This window comes from Polaromonas sp., assembly GCF_030682935.1.
GTDB lineage: Bacteria > Pseudomonadota > Gammaproteobacteria > Burkholderiales > Burkholderiaceae_C > Polaromonas.
This window is the reverse complement of record NZ_JAUXNA010000090.1, coordinates 1-18135: the sequence shown is the minus strand read 5'-3', so window position 1 is coordinate 18135 and position 18135 is coordinate 1. Positions and strand designations below refer to the sequence as shown.

The 18135-nt window shown below is 60.8% G+C and carries 23 protein-coding genes; 8 read left to right on the top strand and 15 right to left on the bottom strand.

What is annotated here, in order from left to right; genetic code table 11:
* Positions 1–42: 42 nt before the first annotated feature.
* Positions 43–966, bottom strand: a complete 924-nt coding sequence (locus Q8K05_RS03600) for a shikimate dehydrogenase (protein ID WP_305245156.1) — start codon at positions 964–966, stop codon at positions 43–45.
* Between the two features lie 158 nt (positions 967–1124).
* Here Q8K05_RS03600 and Q8K05_RS03595 point away from each other — a divergent pair, with 158 nt between their 5' ends.
* Positions 1125–1928 carry an IclR family transcriptional regulator C-terminal domain-containing protein gene (locus Q8K05_RS03595; protein WP_305245155.1) on the top strand — a complete coding sequence of 268 codons (804 nt, stop codon included), beginning with the start codon at positions 1125–1127 and terminating at the stop codon, positions 1926–1928.
* Between the two features lie 105 nt (positions 1929–2033).
* Here Q8K05_RS03595 and aroC read toward each other — a convergent pair whose 3' ends face one another.
* Positions 2034–3128: a chorismate synthase gene (gene aroC / locus Q8K05_RS03590; protein ID WP_305245154.1), complete on the bottom strand. Its 1095-nt coding sequence runs from the start codon at positions 3126–3128 to the stop codon at positions 2034–2036.
* A gap of 30 nt (positions 3129–3158) precedes the next feature.
* On the bottom strand, positions 3159–3614 hold the full coding sequence (locus Q8K05_RS03585; protein ID WP_305245153.1) for a CBS domain-containing protein: 456 nt from the start codon (positions 3612–3614) through the stop codon (positions 3159–3161).
* A gap of 197 nt (positions 3615–3811) precedes the next feature.
* On the opposite strand from Q8K05_RS03585, the gene Q8K05_RS03580 reads away from it, so the two are divergent.
* A complete protein-coding gene (locus Q8K05_RS03580; protein ID WP_305245152.1) occupies positions 3812–5122 on the top strand; it encodes an O-acetylhomoserine aminocarboxypropyltransferase in 1311 nt (436 codons plus the stop codon).
* Positions 5123–5124: 2 nt separating this feature from the next.
* Complete coding sequence (locus Q8K05_RS03575; RefSeq protein ID WP_305245151.1) at positions 5125–5952, top strand: alpha/beta fold hydrolase; 828 nt, start codon at positions 5125–5127, stop codon at positions 5950–5952.
* A gap of 91 nt (positions 5953–6043) precedes the next feature.
* Here the strand turns inward: Q8K05_RS03575 and Q8K05_RS18850 are convergent, their stop codons facing one another.
* The 4 genes from Q8K05_RS18850 to Q8K05_RS03560 all read right to left on the bottom strand — a co-directional run bounded on the left by Q8K05_RS18850 (position 6044) and on the right by Q8K05_RS03560 (position 7931).
* A complete protein-coding gene (locus Q8K05_RS18850; protein ID WP_370868762.1) occupies positions 6044–6298 on the bottom strand; it encodes a homocysteine S-methyltransferase family protein in 255 nt (84 codons plus the stop codon).
* Positions 6217–6525 (bottom strand): hypothetical protein, encoded by a 309-nt coding sequence (locus Q8K05_RS03570; protein ID WP_305245150.1) that lies wholly within the window; start codon positions 6523–6525, stop codon positions 6217–6219. Before Q8K05_RS03570 ends, Q8K05_RS18850 begins: the two co-directional genes overlap by 82 nt.
* A gap of 34 nt (positions 6526–6559) precedes the next feature.
* Entirely contained in the window at positions 6560–7294 is a 735-nt protein-coding gene (locus Q8K05_RS03565; RefSeq protein WP_305245149.1) for an MBL fold metallo-hydrolase, read from the bottom strand.
* A gap of 343 nt (positions 7295–7637) precedes the next feature.
* Complete coding sequence (locus Q8K05_RS03560; protein WP_305245148.1) at positions 7638–7931, bottom strand: GYD domain-containing protein; 294 nt, start codon at positions 7929–7931, stop codon at positions 7638–7640.
* Between Q8K05_RS03560 and Q8K05_RS03555 the strand changes: the two genes are divergently transcribed.
* The gene (locus tag Q8K05_RS03555; protein WP_305245147.1) at positions 7930–8079 is read left to right on the top strand and encodes a hypothetical protein; all 150 of its coding nucleotides are present in this window, start codon (positions 7930–7932) and stop codon (positions 8077–8079) included. The two genes, Q8K05_RS03560 and Q8K05_RS03555, sit on opposite strands and share 2 nt — an antisense overlap.
* Here Q8K05_RS03555 and Q8K05_RS03550 read toward each other — a convergent pair.
* The 3 genes from Q8K05_RS03550 to Q8K05_RS03540 all read right to left on the bottom strand — a co-directional run bounded on the left by Q8K05_RS03550 (position 8066) and on the right by Q8K05_RS03540 (position 11712).
* Positions 8066–9451, bottom strand: a complete 1386-nt coding sequence (locus tag Q8K05_RS03550) for an FAD-binding oxidoreductase (protein ID WP_305245146.1) — start codon at positions 9449–9451, stop codon at positions 8066–8068. The genes Q8K05_RS03555 and Q8K05_RS03550 overlap by 14 nt on opposite strands.
* A 594-nt stretch (positions 9452–10045) precedes the next feature.
* Positions 10046–10438: a thioredoxin family protein gene (locus tag Q8K05_RS03545; RefSeq protein ID WP_305245145.1), complete on the bottom strand. Its 393-nt coding sequence runs from the start codon at positions 10436–10438 to the stop codon at positions 10046–10048.
* A gap of 59 nt (positions 10439–10497) precedes the next feature.
* Entirely contained in the window at positions 10498–11712 is a 1215-nt protein-coding gene (locus Q8K05_RS03540; protein WP_305245144.1) for a YhjD/YihY/BrkB family envelope integrity protein, read from the bottom strand.
* 33 nt (positions 11713–11745) lie between these two features.
* On the opposite strand from Q8K05_RS03540, the gene Q8K05_RS03535 reads away from it, so the two are divergent.
* Complete coding sequence (locus Q8K05_RS03535) at positions 11746–12141, top strand: DUF2069 domain-containing protein (protein ID WP_305245143.1); 396 nt, start codon at positions 11746–11748, stop codon at positions 12139–12141.
* Positions 12138–13559, top strand: coding sequence for an FAD-binding oxidoreductase (locus tag Q8K05_RS03530; RefSeq protein WP_305245142.1), 1422 nt, complete (start codon positions 12138–12140; stop codon positions 13557–13559). Before Q8K05_RS03535 ends, Q8K05_RS03530 begins: the two co-directional genes overlap by 4 nt.
* A gap of 192 nt (positions 13560–13751) precedes the next feature.
* Here Q8K05_RS03530 and Q8K05_RS03525 read toward each other — a convergent pair whose 3' ends face one another.
* The 5 genes from Q8K05_RS03525 to Q8K05_RS03505 form a co-directional block, all read right to left on the bottom strand.
* Positions 13752–14249: a GFA family protein gene (locus Q8K05_RS03525; RefSeq protein WP_305245141.1), complete on the bottom strand. Its 498-nt coding sequence runs from the start codon at positions 14247–14249 to the stop codon at positions 13752–13754.
* Between the two features lie 93 nt (positions 14250–14342).
* A complete protein-coding gene (locus Q8K05_RS03520; protein ID WP_305245140.1) occupies positions 14343–15191 on the bottom strand; it encodes an alpha/beta hydrolase in 849 nt (282 codons plus the stop codon).
* Positions 15192–15310: 119 nt separating this feature from the next.
* Positions 15311–15658, bottom strand: coding sequence for a hypothetical protein (locus tag Q8K05_RS03515; RefSeq protein WP_305245139.1), 348 nt, complete (start codon positions 15656–15658; stop codon positions 15311–15313).
* A gap of 91 nt (positions 15659–15749) precedes the next feature.
* Positions 15750–16349 carry a DUF4145 domain-containing protein gene (locus tag Q8K05_RS03510; protein WP_305245138.1) on the bottom strand — a complete coding sequence of 200 codons (600 nt, stop codon included), beginning with the start codon at positions 16347–16349 and terminating at the stop codon, positions 15750–15752.
* A 144-nt stretch (positions 16350–16493) separates the two neighbouring features.
* Positions 16494–16880: a hypothetical protein gene (locus Q8K05_RS03505; protein ID WP_305245137.1), complete on the bottom strand. Its 387-nt coding sequence runs from the start codon at positions 16878–16880 to the stop codon at positions 16494–16496.
* 880 nt (positions 16881–17760) lie between these two features.
* On the opposite strand from Q8K05_RS03505, the gene Q8K05_RS03500 reads away from it, so the two are divergent.
* Together Q8K05_RS03500 and Q8K05_RS03495 are read left to right on the top strand one after the other, a co-directional pair.
* On the top strand, positions 17761–17946 hold the full coding sequence (locus Q8K05_RS03500) for a type II toxin-antitoxin system CcdA family antitoxin (RefSeq protein WP_305245136.1): 186 nt from the start codon (positions 17761–17763) through the stop codon (positions 17944–17946).
* The coding region (locus Q8K05_RS03495) for a thymidylate synthase (protein WP_305245135.1) at positions 17943–18135 on the top strand (193 nt) is incomplete at its 3' end. The genes Q8K05_RS03500 and Q8K05_RS03495, both read left to right, overlap by 4 nt.

Here is an 18135-nt window from a genome sequence, read left to right as displayed (position 1 = left end):
GGTTGTCTCCTCGGTGGGTGGTTAAAAAAGGGGCATCTCGCCCTACAGGGCGGCGGGGTAAATCTGCTGACGGATAAAGCCCGCATTGCGCTGCACAGTCCGTGCCGCATCATGAAGGCCGAAAAAATCGAGGTAAAGGGGAGCCTGGCGGATCATCATTTCGAAGCCCGGATGCGCCACCAGCCCCCTGCTGCGTGCCGCCCGCACGACAGGCGTGGGCTGGTTCTTCATCAGGATGTCCACCAGCGCGGCACCCGGCGCCATGCGCGAGACGTCGCAGGGCAGCGGATCGAAGGGGTAAAGACCCAGGGGCGAAGCGTTCACGACGAGATCAAATCCGGCCGGATCATTGTTGTCCACAGCAATAACCCGGACCGCTACCGCCGCGCCCAGCCGCCGGGCCAGCGCCTGCGCCTTGCCGGGTGTCGGGTCGTACAGGGCGACCTCAAGAGCAGCGCCTTGCGATGCCTTTGACGCCGGACTGACCAGGGAAGCGGCAATGGCCGCAGCCCCACCGCCAGCGCCCAGGATCAGCACCCGCTTGCCGGTGTAGGTCATGTTGAAACCGTTGAGCGAATGAACCAGTCCTTCGCCATCAAACAGGTCGCCCACCAGCCGGCCCTGCGCATCGCAGCGCACAGCATTGACCGCTCCTGCCAGGCGACCCAAGTCGGAACACTCATCAAGCATGTCCATCAACAGCGATTTATGCGGAATGGTTAACAACAGGCCCTTGATGTTGCGGGCCCAAAAAGCCGCCCGCACAAAATCCTGCACCTTGGCCGCCGGCACATGCACCGGCACCAGCACCGCATTGATCCCCAGCGTGGAAAAGATCAGGTTGAACGACTCGGGCGCACGTACCTGCTCAACCGGGTCACCCAGAATGAAATAGACATCGGTGCTACCGTTGCTGCCAGCCATGGGGGACAGGCTGCCGAGTGGTTTTGATCGGTGATCGTTCATAATTGGCATTTCGAGGCGAACTTTAGCCAATGCTCGCCGAAATAAAAAGAAAATTTACGGCATTAAGATCGATGACCGAACAAATAAGATCGACAATCGATCACATTAAGCGTTTTCCCTAGGTAAACCACCAACGGCTTACATCAGAATTTCCCGCCATGCCTCCCCCTTTATCCGAAACGACCACAGCCACCCCAGCCGGCCCCTTGCTGGACAAGCGCGACTGGATTGCCGGCCTTGAAAGAGGTCTGTCCATCATTGAGGCGTTTGATGACGCCCACCCGCGCATGACCGCCAGCCAGGCCGGCGAGCGTTGCGGCATGACCCGTACCGCCGCACGCCGTTACCTGCTCACGCTGCGGCACATTGGCTACGTGGCGACCGATGGCAAGCTGTTCTGGCTCACACCGCGCGTGCTGCGCCTGGGGCAGTCCTACCTTGAGTCGGCCCGGCTGCCGCGTATCGTGCAACCGTTTTTGCAGCGCGTGACGGCGGGCACCTCCGAGACGGCCTATGTCAGCGTGCTCGATGGCGACGACATCGTGTACATCGCCCGCAACGGCTCCAACCGCGTGATGAACACCGGCTATGTGCTGGGCGCGCGGGTGCAGGCGCAGGTTACGGCTGCGGGCATATTGTTGCTGGCGCTGGGCGATCCGGCCTGGGTGGAGCATTGGCTGGCCACGCAGACGCTCAAGGCCTACACCTCGCACACCATTGCGAGCAAAGACCGCCTGCGCCTTGAGCTGGCGCGCATTCGCGCGCAGGGCTGGTCGCTGTCCGAACAACAACTCGAACTCGGTGCCCGCGGCATTGCCGTGCCGCTGATGGACCACCGTGGGGACCTGGTGGGCGCGCTCAATGTAACCACGCCCATGGGTTTTGAAAGCTCCGAGGATGTGGTGGCGCGGGTGCTGCCGGTGCTGCAGGAAACCGCGCGGGCCATGCGTAATCTGATCTGATCAAATCCGGATAGCGCCGCCAATTGCTACATTATTTATAGCAAACTATTACCGTAAATAAAGGGCTTCGGCTATTTTTCTTATAAATTTACCGAAAAATAACGTTCAGACTGACGCCTTGATCGGCTTCAACCCGACCGACACATCGCCGCACTGGGCCCGGTGGCGCAGCGCATGCTCCATCACCACCAGCGCCAGCATGGCCTCGGCAATCGGCGTGGCGCGAATGCCGACGCAGGGGTCGTGCCGGCCCTTGGTGATGACTTCGGTGGACTGGCCCGCCAGGTCAATCGACTCGCGCGGCGTGAGGATGGAACTGGTGGGCTTGATGGCGATCGACACTTCCAGGTCTTGCCCGGTGCTGATGCCGCCCAAGACACCGCCCGAATTGTTGGACTTGAAACCCTCGGGGGACAGTGAATCGCCGTGCGTGCTGCCGCGTTGCGCCACGCTGGCAAAACCGGCACCGATTTCCACCCCTTTGACGGCATTGATGCCCATCATGGCGTAGGCAATGTCGGCGTCCATCTTGTCAAACAGCGGCTCACCCAGGCCAACCGGCACCCGGGAGGCCGACACGCGGATGCGCGCACCGCAGGAATCACCGCCCTTGCGCAACTCGTTCATGTAGGCTTCCAGCGCCGACACATCGGCCACCGGTGCAAAGAAGGGGTTGTGGGGCACAAAGTCCCACGACTCAAAGCCGATCGACAGCTCGCCGATTTGCGTCATGCAGCCCCGGAACACCGTGCCGTAGCGCTCAAACAACCATTTCTTGGCAACCGCGCCGGCCGCCACCATGGGCGCGGTCAGGCGGGCCGATGAGCGCCCGCCGCCGCGCGGGTCGCGAATGCCGTATTTCTGGAAATAGGTGTAGTCGGCGTGGCCTGGGCGGAACGATTCCAGGATGTTTCCGTAGTCCTTGCTGCGCTGGTCGGTGTTCTTGATCAGCAGGCAAATCGGCGTGCCGGTGGTTTTGCCTTCGTACACGCCCGACAAAATCTCGACCGCATCCGACTCATTGCGCTGGGTCACGAATTTGGAGGTGCCGGGGCGGCGCCGGTCCAGGTCGGGCTGGATGTCCGCCTCGGAAAGCGTCATGCCCGGCGGGCAGCCGTCAATCACGCAGCCAATGGCCGGGCCGTGGGATTCACCAAAGTTGGTGACTGCGAAAAGATTTCCAAAAGTATTGCCGCTCATGGACTGGATTATCCCTGAGCGCGCGGCTGATCAGACTTCCTTGGCGTCGTCTTCGGCCGGCCAGTCGCGGATATAGGCCTTGAGCATTTTGTTCTCGAAGTTCTGGCTGTCTACCACGGCCTTGGCCACGTCGTAAAAGCTGATCACGCCCATCAGCATTTTCTGGTTCATCACGGGCATGTAGCGCGCATGGCGGTCCAGCATCATGCGGCGCACCTCGTCCATGTCGGTTTCGGAGGTGCAGGTCAGCGGATGGTCGTCCATGGCTTTGCGCACCAGCGTGCCGCCCATCTCGCCGCCATTGTTGACGATGCAGAGCAGCACTTCACGGAAGGTCAGCATGCCAACCAGGTCGCCATGCTCCATGACGACCAGCGACCCGATGTCTTTTTCGGCCATGATTTGGGCCGCTTTGGACAGAGGTTCGTCGGGCTGAACGGTGTAGAGCGTGTTGCCTTTCACGCGCAGGATGTCAAGAACCTTCATCGCCTTCTCCTCGGTTGTTTTGCAATTTTTTCCCTGCAAAGCAGCGCCGGGAAATTCACTTTTAATATAGCCCACAATCCAGGGGCGGGCTGTAACGATTTCCCGGGTTTACCCGGTGACTCGGCTCGGGGCAAGCGCCCACCGCGCCGGGACGCACTTCGCCGCCCGCTTTCGCTTTTTATACTGGAGACACATGCATGCCTGGTTATTCCGATCCCGGTTTTGACACCCTGGCGCTGCACGCAGGTGCCGCCCCCGACCCGGCCACAGGCGCACGCGCCGTGCCGATTCACCTCACGACGTCGTTTGTGTTCGAGTCCAGCGACCATGCCGCCAGCCTGTTCAACCTGGAACGTGCGGGGCATGTGTACTCGCGCATCAGCAACCCGACCAACGCGGTGCTGGAACAACGCATTTCGGCCCTCGAAGGCGGCATAGGCGCGATTGCCACGGCCAGCGGCCAGGCCGCGCTGCACCTGAGCATTGCCACGCTGATGGGGGCCGGCTCGCACATCGTGGCCAGCACCGCGCTGTATGGCGGCAGCCAGAACCTGCTGCACTACACGATGCGCCGCTTCGGCATTGAAACGACATTCGTCAAGCCGGCAGACATGGACGGCTGGCGCGCTGCCGTGCGTCCCAACACCAAGCTCTTCTTTGGTGAAACCGTGGGCAACCCCGGGCTGGACGTGCTGGATATGGAGGCCGTGAGCGCCATCGCCCATGAAGCCGCCGTGCCGCTGCTGGTGGACTCCACACTGACCTCGCCCTGGCTGGTCAAGCCGTTTGATCACGGCGCCGATCTGGTCTACCACTCGGCCACCAAGTTCTTGAGCGGTCACGGCACGGTCATTGGCGGCCTGGTGGTGGATGGCGGCAGTTTTGACTGGGACTCTTCCAAAGCGGCGGGCAAGTTTGCCGAGCTAACCGAGGCCTATGGCGGCTTTCACAACATGGTGTTCAGCGAGGAAAGCACGGTGGGCGCATTTTTGCTGCGTGCGCGCCGCGAAGGCCTGCGCGACTTTGGCGCCTGCATGAGCCCGCACACCGCCTGGCTGATTTTGCAGGGCATGGAAACGCTGCCGCTGCGCATGGCGCGCCACATGAGCAACACCGAAAAAGTCGTTGAATTTCTGGCCAGCCACCCGCTGGTGGCGCGCGTCGGCCACCCGATGCTGGCCTCCCACGCGAGTTACGCGCTGGCCAAAAAGCTGCTGCCACGCGGCGCGGGCTCGGTGTTCAGCTTTGACATCAAGGGCAGCCGTGCGCAGGGCAAGGCATTTGTGGAAACGCTCAAAGTGTTCAGCCACCTGGCCAACGTCGGCGACTGCCGCAGCCTGGTGATTCACCCCGCCAGCACCACCCACTTCCGCATGAGCGACGACGCGCTGCTGGGCGCCGGCATCACCCAGGGCACGATCCGCCTGAGCATCGGACTGGAAGACCCGGACGACCTGATGGACGACCTCAAGCGCGCCCTCAAGGCGGCAGAGAAAGCGGGAGACTGAACATGGAGCTATCCGTCAACGGTCAAAAAACCTACTGCTACACCGGCGGCAAACCCTTTGAGCCCGCCCAGCCCACCGTGGTTTTTATCCACGGCGTGCTCAATGACCACAGCGTCTGGATTTTGCAGTCCCGCTACCTGGCCCACCATGGCTGGAACGTGCTCGCGGTAGACCTGCCCGGCCACTGCCGCAGCGGCGGCGAAGCGCCCTCCACCGTTGAAGAGGCGGCGGACTTCATCGCGGCACTGCTGGATGCTGCGGGCGTGCAACGCGCGGCACTGGTCGGCCACAGCTGGGGCTCGCTGATTGCACTGGAGGCGGCCGCCCGGCTCAAGGAGCGCGTGAGCCACCTGGTGCTGGTCGGCACCGCATTCCCCATGAAGGTGTCGCAAGCGCTGCTTGACTCATCGCTCCATGACCCCATGAAGGCATTGAACATGATCAATGTGTTTTCGCGCAGTACGCTTGCCCCGCCGCCCTCGGCGTTGGGGCCGGGCACCTGGGTCTATGGCGCCAGCCTGGCCCTGGGTCGCCGCGTGCTGGCCAGCAACACCAAGGTCAATGTCTTCCACCGCGGCTTCAAGGCCTGTGACAGCTATACGAATGGCGAATTCGCCATTCAAGCCATCACCTGCCCCGTGCTGTTTTTGCTCGGCGCGCAAGACCAGATGACGCCGCCCAAAGCCGCGCAAGGGCTTGTCACTGCAGCCCGCAACGCCGGCAGGATGGTGCACATTGCAAGCCTGGCGGTCGGCCACCACCAGAAGACCGAGGCGCCGGATGAGACGCTGTTTGCGATCCGGGATTTCCTCACCCTGCGGCGGACCTGACGGTTTCTCCGGCACCGCCCTGTCATTCCATTGCCACTTCAATCCGACAGGTCCTTGCCCCGCCTGCTCTCGCATCGAATTGAAAATGAAATCAGGCGGCGGGCTCGAAGAGCGGCTGGCAGGCCAATGCAATTTGCTCGATGTGACGATGATCTGTGCCACAACACCCGCCCATTACAGTAAGCTGATTCAGTCTGCGTTTGAGCCGCGCATATTCCCGCCCAAGCTCCGCCGGGTTACCTGCATCGAGCTCCGGGGCCTCGTTCAGCTGGCTTTGCGGTTTGCCTCGGCAAGCGCACCCGCTGTGTAGCCAAGCTGCTTGCCCCAGTCCGGATTGGCCCGCCATGTCGCGCTTTCGAGGATCAGGCCAGTCTTGAAACGCCGAGCCAGCTCCGCATAGCTGCGAAAGTACTTGAAAAGAGCCGCTTCGCCTTCCTGTGTATCAAGAAGGGGGAAAGCTGCAAAGTCTGGAAGTTCCAGCCCTTCATGAAAGATCAGGGTGGTTTCGAGACCGCCATCTGTAAGGAAAAGCTTGCCGCCAAGTTGGGGCAAGGCGTTTCGATACTTTGCCATGTGCTGGCTCCTTGTGGTGTAACTTTTCAGCCATTCATTGGGGAGACAGCGCATCCGCCAGCGCACGCAGGAGCTTTGCACCGTCGCCATGCCATGCGCTGCCGTGCATGCAGGCCAGCGTGGCGGGCTCGGCAGCGGCAAGCCTTTCAATCATTGCCCGCGCCTTGCTGGTGTGGGAGTAATAGTCCATCGCCAGGCGGAACGCCTCGCTCGGCCCCAGAATGTCCGACTCGGTGAGGGGTGGATGATCGCTGCCACCTTGCGTAAACAAATCACCGCACAGCAGTGTCCGGGTGTTTGCTTCCATCAGCAAACCGCATTCCCACGCGTGCGGCAGGTGCGGCGTGTCGAACCAGCGCACCGTATGCTTGCCGAGCGAAAGCGTCTCGCCGTCGGCAAGCGCGCGGGGCAGACGATCGGCCATGTCATTGATCGAAACCAGTGCAGCAACCGTGCCGCACAGAGGCGAGGATTGTGGAGCGACTGCAAGCCACTCGTTGAGCGACCCGCATTCATCCGCTTCGACGTGCGAAAAGGCAAGGTAACGAAGCTGCTCCACAGGAAGGATGCTCGCAAGTGCCTCTCGGACCAGCGGAAACATCTTGCGCGGTCCGGTGTGAAAAAGCAGCGGTTCATCATCAACGATCAGATATTGATTGAATGAAAACCCCCCAGGCCCTCCGGCTATGAACACCGGCGTATTGATGCGGTAGATTCCGTCAGCAACTTCATGGACATTTGTCCCGGATTGCGTATTTGTGATGGCCATTTCCAATCTCCTTTACATGTTGTAAAAATTGATGGCAATTTCCAGCGCCACCCTCAAAATACCGGACGTTGGCCGGGCCATCGGTTACAGACACCCCTCCCGCCTCACGCGGGCACAGCCTCCACGAGGCACACCGCCGACGGTCCGGACACCCGAAAAATCAAAGGCCGCAGCAACAGCGGGCGGGTCTTGCGTCTGCTTGGACATCGGCGAATTCCTGGGCCGTCTTCGGTCCGCGCACGAGTGAATCAGCAAGAAATACAGGCGCAGGCAGGAAAGCGTGTTTGACATAGAGCGCCTGCCGCCCAACGTTCACCATAAGCGCTTCACGCAGGCAAGGGCTCTATGCCATCTTGCCAAGAATTCTGTTCATTTCGTCCTTGGAAAAGGCGCGCAGCGTCTGCGTGCGAACATTGCCCGCAGCCCCTATTGCCAACGCGAACGCGGTTGCCGACTCGTCATCCGGCGCTTCGATAATCGCAACCAAATCGTAATGCCCCAGTGTCCAGTAAATCTGGGGCATGCTGGCCCCAAACTTCTTTGCCGCTTCCTTAACGGCATCCGCGCGTTTTGTGGTGTCCTTGACGCTGCGGATACCCTGATCCGTAAAGCTGGAAAGTGCAATGTAGGTTCCCATGATTTTTCTCCTTTTGGCAACGGGAACCTCGGACATTGAATCGACCAGCGGCGGTTCCGAAACGCTGGCCTACCGTTTGGGTTCAGCGGCGGCGCACGCGCCGCCTGCGGCAACTGACTGCAAGGCAGCCTGGATCAAGCGGGCTTGATATTCTGGTTCGTGCTAAAGAGGTTTGCCGGGTCGTACTTGCGCTTGATCTGGGCGAGGCGCTCATAGTTCTGGCCATAGGCGGCTCTTACGCGATCGCCCTCGTCCGCGGTGAGGAAATTGACATAGACGCCACCGCTGGCAAAAGGCGCCGAGGCCTTGAAGAAATCGCGCGCCCAGCGGATGCAGCGCTCGTCGTCGGCCGGGTCCGTCCAGCGGCCGTGGACGTTCATCACGAACTGGGCGTCACGGTGGGCGTACGCCGCGGAGTCGGGCGCCGGCCGTGCGGTAGCGCCGCCGAGGGCGCCAAAAAATATCTCGCACTGGGGCGACGGCAGCTTCTTGAGGTAGTCAATGACGGCGTCGAACAGTCCATCGCTGAGCACCGAGAAATTGTGCGACTTCCAGTAGTTGCGCGCGCCGGGGGTAAGCAGCGGGTCGAAGGCCTTCTGCCAGGCGGTGTACGGTTGCACGCCGACGTGCTCGCCCAAGGGTGTGCCGAACTTGCGCAGCGGCTCAATGAGAGGCTCGCCTAGCGTCGGGTCACCCGCGTAGCACAGCGCGAGCGCGATGATTTCCTTGCCATGGACCGCCTCGGGGAGGAAGGGCAGAGGCGGCGCCTGACGCAGCACGGTCCACACCGTAAGCTCGTCCGGTGCCTTTGCGATGAATTCGCGGTACTGCTGCAGCACCGCCTTGACCTCGGAAAGAGGGTAGACGATCAGGCCGCTCAGGACGTCGGGGCCGACAGGGTGGAGCAGGAACTCGAAGCGGGTCACGACGCCGAAGTTGCCGCTGCCGCCGCGCAGGGCCCAAAAGAGATCGGGGTGCTCGGTGGCGCTGGCGCGCACCACCTCGCCGGCGGCGGTCACCACCTCGGCGGATGCCAGGTTGTCAATGGTCATGCCGTACTTGCGGCTGAGCCAGCCGAAGCCGCCGCCGAGCGTCAGGCCCGCAACACCGGTGGTGGAGTTGATGCCGAGCGGCGTGGCCAGGCCGTGGGCCTGGGTAGCCGCGTCGATATCTGCCAGCGTGGCGCCCCCCTCGATGGTTGCGCGGCGCGCGCCAGCGTCGATGCTCGCGGCCTTCATCTGCGAGAGGTCAATGACGATGCCGTCGTCGCACACCGCACTGCCTGCGATGTTGTGTCCACCACCACGGACTGCGAGCGCCAGACCGTTGTCCTTCGCAAAGTTCACCGCGCAGACGACGTCTGATGTGGTGGCGCAGCGGACGATCAGCGCGGGGTACTTGTCGATCGTCGCGTTCCAGACCTGGCGGGCGCTTTCGTAAAGATTGTCATCGGGAAGAATCACCACCCCCGTGACCTTCCCTTTTAACGTCTCAATCTTCGAGGCTTGGAATTTAGTCATGGCTTACTCCTTGGTTGTACTGTGGCTGGCTGCGCCTGACTCACAATATTGTTTTGGGCGATACCGAACTACCTCCCCACCACGGCACCTGTCGCCCTGACGCGGCACCAGGAATTCTTTGCAAACCCGCTTGGAGCATTGATTGCAGGCGATATTCTGCAAAAGTGAATAGCTATCGCAGTTCCAGAAAAACCGACACACCGGTTGCGAGATCAACCCGGATGCTGAATCAGTTGTACGAGCAAACTCATCACTGAAATTTATAGCACCGGCTTCCGCACCGCGCAAGCACGGCAGGGCCCGCTGGACGTGAGCCCTAACATGATTTACACACAGGTACACCGTGCGGCCGCAGGGCCGCCAGCCTGTGGCGCACTGCTATCCGTGCCCTTACGCCGCCCGTGCCGGCCCAACAGGCCCGGCAGAATGCGGCGAGCCTTGATTGGCGTGCGCTGCCTGCACCCGACCCGCAAGGGCGGCTTCAAGTCCCAGCGCTGGCTGGCTTATTTGATGCTTGAAATTGATGAATTTCTGCGTTTTGAATCGCCCAGGGCGCTCGGCAACCGACGCGTGCGCCATCAACTGATGAAGGTCTCAAGCCTTGATCCAGTATTCCGGTGCCGCGCGCAAAGCATGCAGCAGCTGCTGCGTGGTCGGCAAATGCGGCGTGGCCTGAAGGCTTGAACGCTCCATCGAATCCAGCAGGCGCGACAGGGTTTGCGCATGGGGCGTCAGCGGGCCGAAAAACCGCGTGCCGTCCTTATCGGCAATCAACACCGTGGGAAAGGTTTCCACGTCAATATCGCCGACCAGATCCGCCTGGTCTTCGATGTCCAGCCAGGCAAAGCGGCATTCCGGATGGCGCGCGGCCATTTGCGCAAACACGCTTTGGTAGTCACGGCAAAGGCCGCACCAGTCTGCACACAGGCAGATCACCCAATGATCGGGATCATGCGGAGCGGTGTCAGGTGGGCGCAAATGGGGCATGACAGGCAATGAATTCAAATCAAATTGACTATTATGACCACGCCGGAATACTTACTTTTTCATAGCGCATCACGCAGTCGTATATTAGGCCAGCAGGCTTTTTCCCATAACTTTTTCACCGAGTCCGCCTTGTCGAGCAGCAACTGCTGCATCAGCGGCTCCAGCAAGGTAGTGTCCGGGTCCACCAGCAGCAGATAGCGGGACTCCACGTCTACGTCCTCGTCGTGGAGCTGCCCCACCCAGTCGAGCGCCACCAGCGTTTCCAGCACCGGCTCCAGTTGCAGCACGTCGACCTGAAGCCGCCCGGCCAGCTGTGAGGCGCTCACGCCTTTGCGCATGGTGGCGCGGGCCTGATCCAGTTGCTGGAGCACTTCAACCGCGAGCTGAAAAAGCCAGCCATGGGCGCCGCCGCGACGCGCCACGCCCGCCAGCAAACTGGGCAAATAGGCGGCAATCACTGCGCCCATCAGCACCACCACCCAGGACACGTAAATCCACACCAGCAAGATCGGCACGGTGGCAAACGCGCCATAAACCAGCGAATACGTCGGAACGGCATCAAGGTACAAGGCCAGCACCTTTTTGGACAGCTCTATGCTTGCGGCGACGAACAGCCCACCGGCCCAGGCATGCGTCCACTTGACGTAGGTATTGGGCACGTAGCGGTACAGCGCCGCCATGCCGCCAGCCACCAGAAAAAACTGCACGACGTCGAGCAGGAAACGCAAGCTGACGGGCAAAGGGCCCACCAAGCCTCTGGAGGCCGACAGCACATAAGACGTCACGGCCAGACTAGCGGCCAGCAGCAGCGGCCCCAAGGTGATGGCGGCCCAGTAAATCAGCACGCGCTGCGCCAGCGGCCGCGGTTTTTTGACACGCCAGATGCCGTTGAGCGTGCGGTCTATCGTCAGGATCAGCGCAATCGCCGTGCCCAGCAGCACCGCCAGGCCGGCCACGCCCAGCTTGTTGGCCTGCTGGGTGAACTGGGTCAGGTAACCCAGCACCTGACGCGCAATGTTGTCGGGGATCAGGCTTTGGATCAGCCAGTCCTGCAGCGCGCCCTGCAGCTTGGAAAACATCGGAAAGGCCGTAAATACAGCCAGCGCCACGGTAAAGAAGGGCACCAGCGCGATCGAGGTGGTGAAAGTCAGGCTGCTGGCGGTCAGGCCCATGTGGTCTTCACGGAAACGGTCACGCAGGGTGGCAGCGGTATGCCGCCACGGGAAATGGGCCAGGTCGTTCAACAAGGCTTGCAGGGACTGCGGGATTTTCATCCCCGGTATCATGCCATTTACATAATGATGACCATGAACAAAGCAAACCAAATTGAAATAACGCGCTGGCTGGCCCTGGGCAGCCTGAGCGGCCTGATTGTGCTGGGCCTGGCCTGGGAAATGTGGCTGGCGCCCCTACGGCCGGGCGGCTCGCTGCTGGCCCTCAAGGTATTGCCCCTGTGCATTCCCCTGGCCGGCTTCCTGAAAAACCGCATGTACACCTACCGCTGGGTCAGCCTGATGGTGTGGGTGTATTTCGCCGAGGGCGCGACGCGGGCCTGGAGCGACCGGGCCCCTGGCAACTACCTGGCGATGATTGAAGTCGTGCTGTGCCTGATGCTGTTTGCGGCCTGCGCGCTGCATGTGCGAATTCGACTTAAAGCGGCCGCCGTTCCGATGACGGCTGCAGCCATGGGAACCCCTTTATGAGCAAGCATTTCGAACTTCTTCAAGCCCTGCGGGAGATCACGGGTCCGTCGCAGATTCTGACCGACGGCGACCTGTCGGCCTGGGAGCAGGACTGGCGCAAGCGCAGCCGCGGCAAGGCGCTGGCAGTCGTCAGGCCAGGCAGCACCGCCGAGGTCGCCGCCGTTGTCAAGGCCTGCGCGGCGGCCGGTGTCAGCATCGTCACCCAGGGCGGCAACACCGGGCTGGTGGTCGGCTCAACGCCGGACGCCTCGGGCCAGCAGGTGGTGCTGAGCCTGCAGCGCATGAACGCCGTGCGCGCGCTCGATGCCGCCAACCTGACCCTCACGGTAGAAGCCGGCTGCATTTTGCAAAGCCTGCAGGAAACGGCTGAAAAAGCCGGTTTTCTGTTTCCGCTAAGCCTCGCTGCAGAAGGCAGCTGCACCATTGGCGGCAACCTGGCCACCAATGCCGGCGGCACACAGGTGGTGCGCTACGGCAATGCGCGCGACTTGTGCCTGGGGCTGGAAGTGGTCACCGCGCAGGGCGAGGTGTGGCACGGGCTTTCAGGCCTGCGCAAGGACAACACGGGCTACGACCTGCGCGATTTGTTCGTCGGCAGCGAGGGCACGCTGGGCATCATCACCGCCGCCACGCTCAAGCTCTACCCGCAGCCGGCGGCCCGCCTCACGGCCTGGGCGGCGGTGCCGTCAATGCAGGATGCCGTCGCCCTGCTCGGGCTGGCGCACCAGCACCTGGGCGCGGGCCTGACCGGCTTTGAAGTGATGGGGCAATTTGCCCTGAGCCTGGTGGCCAGTCATTTTCCGCAGCAGCGCGTGCCGCTGTACCAGGAAACGCCGTTTTGCGTGCTGCTGGAGAATTCCGACACTGAATCCGAAGCCCACGCCCGCACGCAGTTCGAGCGGCTGCTGGAAACCGCGCTCGAACAAGGCTGCGTCACCGACGCCGTGGTGGCTGAAAACCTGGCCCAGGCGCACCAGCTCTGGCATATCCGTGAAAGCATTCCGCTGGCACAGGCCGAAGAAGGCCTGAACATCAAGCACGACATTTCGATTGCGGTTTCGCGCATTCCGGAGTTTGTGCGTGCCACAGACGCTTTGCTGGAACAAAACATTCCGGGTGTGCGACTGGTCAACTTCGGCCACCTCGGCGACGGCAACCTGCACTACAACGTGCAGGCCCCGGCCGGCGGCGATGCCAGGGCTTTCCTGCGCGACCATGAGGAGCAGGTCAACACCCTGGTGTTTGATTCAGTCCAGACATTCGGCGGCTCCATTTCTGCCGAGCACGGGGTCGGCAGTCTGAAGGTGGACAAGCTGGAACACCACAAATCGCCGGTGGCCCTGGGCATGATGCGCGCCATCAAGCGCGCGCTGGACCCGCACAACCTGATGAACCCGGGCCGGGTGCTGCGGGTGTAGGTCGAATTCAGCACAGGCAGGACTGTTCACCCTGTGCCCTCCGACGTTCAGCCCTCAGGTTGAGCCGGGCTGAGTTGAATGCTGTTCTCTCCACACCATTGGCGCAACGCGGCTTCGACGGCATGGGCTTCGAACGCGAACCAGGCGTCAAGGACACCACGGGACTCCAGCCATTTGGCGAGCGCAGTGAGACTACGGCCGGGGCTTGACGGCCAGCAAGGCGGCGCGCCGCTCAAGGCTCTCCGGCGGCCAATAGTCCCTGGCCTTGTAATACTCGGCAACGGCAGGAATTGTTGGCGCAAGCAGCACCCAGGGCTGCTTCGATGAGGTGAAGATATGAATGTCGGGCGGCAGGCGGTCAGGCTCATCCAGTGTTCCGACGCGGACAAAGCGCAGCGCATCGCCTGCTCCGCCGTAGTTGCTCCATACGGCGATATGGCACCTGGGACAGCGCGCGATCTTCTGGCCTTTGCCGCTGTTCGACGGTGTATTGACCACTTCGACCTCGCCCTGCAACAACTCCACGCGATCAGCTTCGATCATGGCATTGAGCGCAAAAGAGCTTCCGGTTTCACGCTGGCACCAGCGGCAATGACAGCAGTGGACGAACAGCGGCTTCGTCGTCATGCGGTAGCGCACCGAGCGACAGGTACAAGCGCCTTCAAAGGAGAGTGGTTCGTCAGTATTCATAGGTGCCTCTCTCATAAGGGGCGAAATGATGCGCCATGCAGCCCCAAAGCCTGATAGCGGCAGCCCCGAATAAAAATACTGTACCCGAACTTTTTACCGTGGAACAGGACTCATGGCGTCCGCCGGGAGGTGCTGCGCCAGGAAGCGCCCCAGCGCCTCGCGCCATGCCTCACGCGTGAACAGAAAGCCCTCGTTATGGCCACCGGCCAGCTCCAAAAACGCCTTCGGTCCCTTGACGGCGGCAAACAGCCGCTCGCCGTGACGAAACGGCACAATGTCGTCCTGCCGGCTATGGGCGATGAGCACCGGGCTCGAGACGCGACCGAGGGCCTCCAGCGCGTCGTAGCGATAGCGCGCCAGCCACCGCGCCGGCAGCCAGGGATAGAGCTCCGCCGCCAGCTCGGGCACCGAGACGAAGCACGATGCAAGCACCAGCGCCCCGGGGCGCTCGGCCGCGGCGAGCCGGGCGACGACGGCGCCGCCCAGGGACTCGCCCACCAGCACGATGCGCTCGGGCGGGAATCCCCGCTCCGCCACGAGGTGGCGCCAGGCGGCGCGGGCATCGGCGTAGGTGCCCTCCTCGCTCGGCCTGCCTTCGCTGCGGCCGTAGCCGCGGTATTCGAGCAGCAGCAGCGAGTAGCCGAGGCGGTGGAACATGAGGGCGTAGTCCACCCGGTGCGAGATGTTGCCGGCGTTACCGTGGGCGAGCAGCACAACCCCGCGCGCCGCCGGCGCGGGGACATACCAGGCCTCGATCCGGACCCCGTCCTCCGTCGTCAACCACACCGCCTCATAGTCGAGCCCGGCGTCCTTGGGCGTCAGCAGAATCTCCCGACCCACGTCGGGGAAGTAGAGGAGGTGCCCCTGCAGCACGAACACGATGGCCAACAGCGCGGCAAACGCCGCGCTGCCCACGGTCAGCACTTTTAGCAAGACTTCCATGGCCCGCGCCCCCTACGGTCGGGTGATATCGTGCGCTCCAACGAGTCAGGTCGCTGTTTGGACTGGAGCGTCTGTTGTGTGGGCATGGTGCTTCGCAGGCGTGACAGTAGCGCCCGGCCTCAAGGGCGCCGGCGGCGCAAGTGCGAGACGGCCAGACCTATGGCCACGCCTGCCAGCAGGCCTAAACCGCCGCCCAGCAAAGCTTCGCTCATGAACGATTGAGACGTAGACGGTGATTCGGGCAAGGCAGATGGCAACAGAGCCCTCCACTCGGTAGCCGTGATCTGTGTCATTTTCGAGGCATCCCCCAAGCCAAAGACGCAGATCTCACCGCCTGGCAGTTTGCAGAAGCGCTCGGTCGGGCAGCGGGTCAGTATGTCCTGGGGAGCACCCTCAGCGCACTGGGCGCCCGCGCTGCGCAGGACCTGCAGGGTGACTTCGGGATGCTTGGTAAGTTGCTCGGGCATTGCGGACTCCAGTACAACATGTGTGCGACGCAGTGGGGTAGTGGTCAGTTTCTTGCCGTTGAGGGGGGCCATATATGCACTGTTAGGCGATTTAATCCTTACTACTTTCTGCTCGCCGCTTCTTGAAGCGCTCAAACTGATCTTTGTACGTGAATAAATATTCAGAAATTGCTTCCGTAAATCCAAGAATATCTTTTGCATCCTGCGGGGAGATAACTGATGTGACGCCGTGTGCTGCCTCATTGCCTAGCGTTCGCAATGCTTCGGCCCATTCAAACAGTCGGATCTCAATAACGCCGAGATCCTTTAATTTTTTCAGGCTCGCGGAAAGGTTGCATTCCTTAACTTCATGTTCCGCGCATAACCCTTCAAGCGTTTTGCGGCACATGATTGCACTTGCGGTGTACGCCTTCGCTCGGAAGCAGACAGTCGCCTCGTCAAATGCAACCCGTATTGATCTTGGTACGGATGCGCCGAGTTGTCGATCTCTCGCTGGAAAAACGCGGGTAGGAATGTCTTCTTCAAATCCGTTTCCATAGTCGCATTGCACAGCAAGTAAAGGTGATGCGCATCTTGGACACTTCGCAAACGTCCACCTTTCAGGTAGGCCATCACGCTCATCGTAAGCGTCATATGCGTAGAGTTCTGGCGCCTCAACAATTGCCGCACATCGCTTGCATTCGATCAACATTTGAGACTCCTACCGTTTGCGCAGCCTACCGCCTCGGTTCAGGCGACCGCAAAAGCAGCGCGCTGACGCCCGAGAAGAACACAGGAGCCGGGCCGCTTTTTCGGGTCGGCTGGAACCAATAGTTGAACCGATAGTTGGGCATCTTTAGTCCACCCTTTTGCAAGTTCCTTCAAAGAGGCCGCGAGGTGTTTTGAGAGCAAGCGCTTTACTTAGCCTGGAAAAGTTACCCTGAAGTGCTTTTTGAGAATCAAAGATTTGAAGTTGATCTCCGACCTCAACGACGTGCGGGTAGTAATCAAAGAATTCATTTGGAATCTCCAGCCACGCACTTGCATCTAAGTCGCTCCAGAGGCCAACCCACCATCTGACTTTCTCCAACTTTATAAAGATAGATACAGGCTGTGAACTGCCCTCAGACGTTACCTTGCCGGCGCACTCAAATCTAGAAACTACGATCGAGAACTTGGCCACAAGTACCAAAAGAAGGATTGCTGCTACGAGCAGCAACCCAATGTATTTCATTGCTTTCATGATGGCCTCGTTAATGCCGAACGAATAGCGTTTATCTGCAGTCTATGAACATCGCGCTTCTATCTGGCATCGCTGGGTGGCAGATAATCGCTTCGTTATACCGCTCTGTGGTTACGCCCACTAAATTTAATCCCTGGAGATAACCGAATCCGTGAGCTGTTGGCTGTGTGAATCAATAATTACGCGAATAAATTTATTTTGTTTTCTCGCTTCACATGCCCTAGACGAAATATCCGCCTTCCAAACACCATTCTCTTTTAGTCGCTCCATCGCGCCTCGGGAAATCTCGTAGTCTCCGCAGGCAGGGCTTTCGCAACGGTAGTACCGACAGTTCTGCGAGTTCGTCTCAACATAAGTGGCTTTGCTTCCGCAGAGGAAACACTGTTCTTCGAATACGTTGTGGCTCATAGGGCGGCCTCCGGATCTAATGCGGTATAACGAACAGCGTTTGTCTGCCGCGTCACAGCGTAAAAACAAAACACGGAACCCCTCCTGCGGCAGATAAACCTTGTTGGACTAAACCGCCTGAAGGGGCGACGACGTATGGGGTTTGCAAGCCTCACCCCTGCCGGATGTACTCAGATTCTGGATGATGGCCGCGCCCCTTGCAAGTCCTGCAGCCCACGCGGCATGGCCGTGTCCTGGCTGTACGACGGGCGGGCGTCATTTTCCCCGTGCGCGGCGGCGCCCGGCTCAATGACGGCCGGGCCTGGAAGTCGTTGGGGTCAGGAAGAATAATTGCGGTCAAAATCCCATTGATCCATCAGGAACGTGAAGCGCAGTCTGGCAAGCGAAGGTCGCCGATGAAGCGTCCAGCGCAGAAAATAAGCAGCCGAACCCTGTCCGTATAAAATTTGCCTTCCCCGGCCTGGAGAGATTGATGCTGCAGTCGGATAGCCCACCGATGACCGTCGTCACCCTTGGCCTGGATTCAAAAATGCTTGATTTGGCGGACCAACTCGGCATCAATATTTCGGAGACGGTAGACCGATTGCTGTTGATTGAAGTAGAAAAACGTCTTCAAGAACGCGACGATCCCGGCCCTCAACCTGTTAGCCATCCATGAACAAGTCTCTCGAAACCCGACCCATCCGCTCCCAATACGAAGACTTCATGCGCCACGTGGACACGCAGGGCGTCTTCAAGGCCGACCGCACCGGCACCGGCACCACCAGCGTGTTTGGCTACCAGATGCGCTTTGACCTGAACGAAGGTTTTCCGCTGGTCACCACCAAAAAGGTGCACCTCAAATCCA

Coding starts and splice junctions, on each gene's coding strand:
- Q8K05_RS03555 (WP_305245147.1), top strand. CDS start 7,930: ATGATTTTTCTCCTTTTGGCAACGGGAACCTCGGACATTGAATCGACC.
- Q8K05_RS03560 (WP_305245148.1), bottom strand. CDS start 7,931: ATGGGAACCTACATTGCACTTTCCAGCTTTACGGATCAGGGTATCCGC.
- Q8K05_RS03575 (WP_305245151.1), top strand. CDS start 5,125: ATGGAGCTATCCGTCAACGGTCAAAAAACCTACTGCTACACCGGCGGC.
- Q8K05_RS03550 (WP_305245146.1), bottom strand. CDS start 9,451: ATGACTAAATTCCAAGCCTCGAAGATTGAGACGTTAAAAGGGAAGGTC.
- Q8K05_RS03585 (WP_305245153.1), bottom strand. CDS start 3,614: ATGAAGGTTCTTGACATCCTGCGCGTGAAAGGCAACACGCTCTACACC.
- Q8K05_RS03595 (WP_305245155.1), top strand. CDS start 1,125: ATGCCTCCCCCTTTATCCGAAACGACCACAGCCACCCCAGCCGGCCCC.
- Q8K05_RS03545 (WP_305245145.1), bottom strand. CDS start 10,438: ATGCCCCATTTGCGCCCACCTGACACCGCTCCGCATGATCCCGATCAT.
- Q8K05_RS03540 (WP_305245144.1), bottom strand. CDS start 11,712: ATGAAAATCCCGCAGTCCCTGCAAGCCTTGTTGAACGACCTGGCCCAT.
- Q8K05_RS03505 (WP_305245137.1), bottom strand. CDS start 16,880: ATGAAAGCAATGAAATACATTGGGTTGCTGCTCGTAGCAGCAATCCTT.
- Q8K05_RS03535 (WP_305245143.1), top strand. CDS start 11,746: ATGAACAAAGCAAACCAAATTGAAATAACGCGCTGGCTGGCCCTGGGC.
- aroC (WP_305245154.1), bottom strand. CDS start 3,128: ATGAGCGGCAATACTTTTGGAAATCTTTTCGCAGTCACCAACTTTGGT.
- Q8K05_RS03570 (WP_305245150.1), bottom strand. CDS start 6,525: ATGGCAAAGTATCGAAACGCCTTGCCCCAACTTGGCGGCAAGCTTTTC.
- Q8K05_RS03515 (WP_305245139.1), bottom strand. CDS start 15,658: ATGCCCGAGCAACTTACCAAGCATCCCGAAGTCACCCTGCAGGTCCTG.
- Q8K05_RS03530 (WP_305245142.1), top strand. CDS start 12,138: ATGAGCAAGCATTTCGAACTTCTTCAAGCCCTGCGGGAGATCACGGGT.
- Q8K05_RS03510 (WP_305245138.1), bottom strand. CDS start 16,349: ATGTTGATCGAATGCAAGCGATGTGCGGCAATTGTTGAGGCGCCAGAA.
- Q8K05_RS03600 (WP_305245156.1), bottom strand. CDS start 966: ATGAACGATCACCGATCAAAACCACTCGGCAGCCTGTCCCCCATGGCT.
- Q8K05_RS03500 (WP_305245136.1), top strand. CDS start 17,761: ATGCTGCAGTCGGATAGCCCACCGATGACCGTCGTCACCCTTGGCCTG.
- Q8K05_RS03565 (WP_305245149.1), bottom strand. CDS start 7,294: ATGGCCATCACAAATACGCAATCCGGGACAAATGTCCATGAAGTTGCT.
- Q8K05_RS03520 (WP_305245140.1), bottom strand. CDS start 15,191: ATGGAAGTCTTGCTAAAAGTGCTGACCGTGGGCAGCGCGGCGTTTGCC.
- Q8K05_RS18850 (WP_370868762.1), bottom strand. CDS start 6,298: ATGGCGGGCCAATCCGGACTGGGGCAAGCAGCTTGGCTACACAGCGGG.
- Q8K05_RS03525 (WP_305245141.1), bottom strand. CDS start 14,249: ATGAATACTGACGAACCACTCTCCTTTGAAGGCGCTTGTACCTGTCGC.
- Q8K05_RS03580 (WP_305245152.1), top strand. CDS start 3,812: ATGCCTGGTTATTCCGATCCCGGTTTTGACACCCTGGCGCTGCACGCA.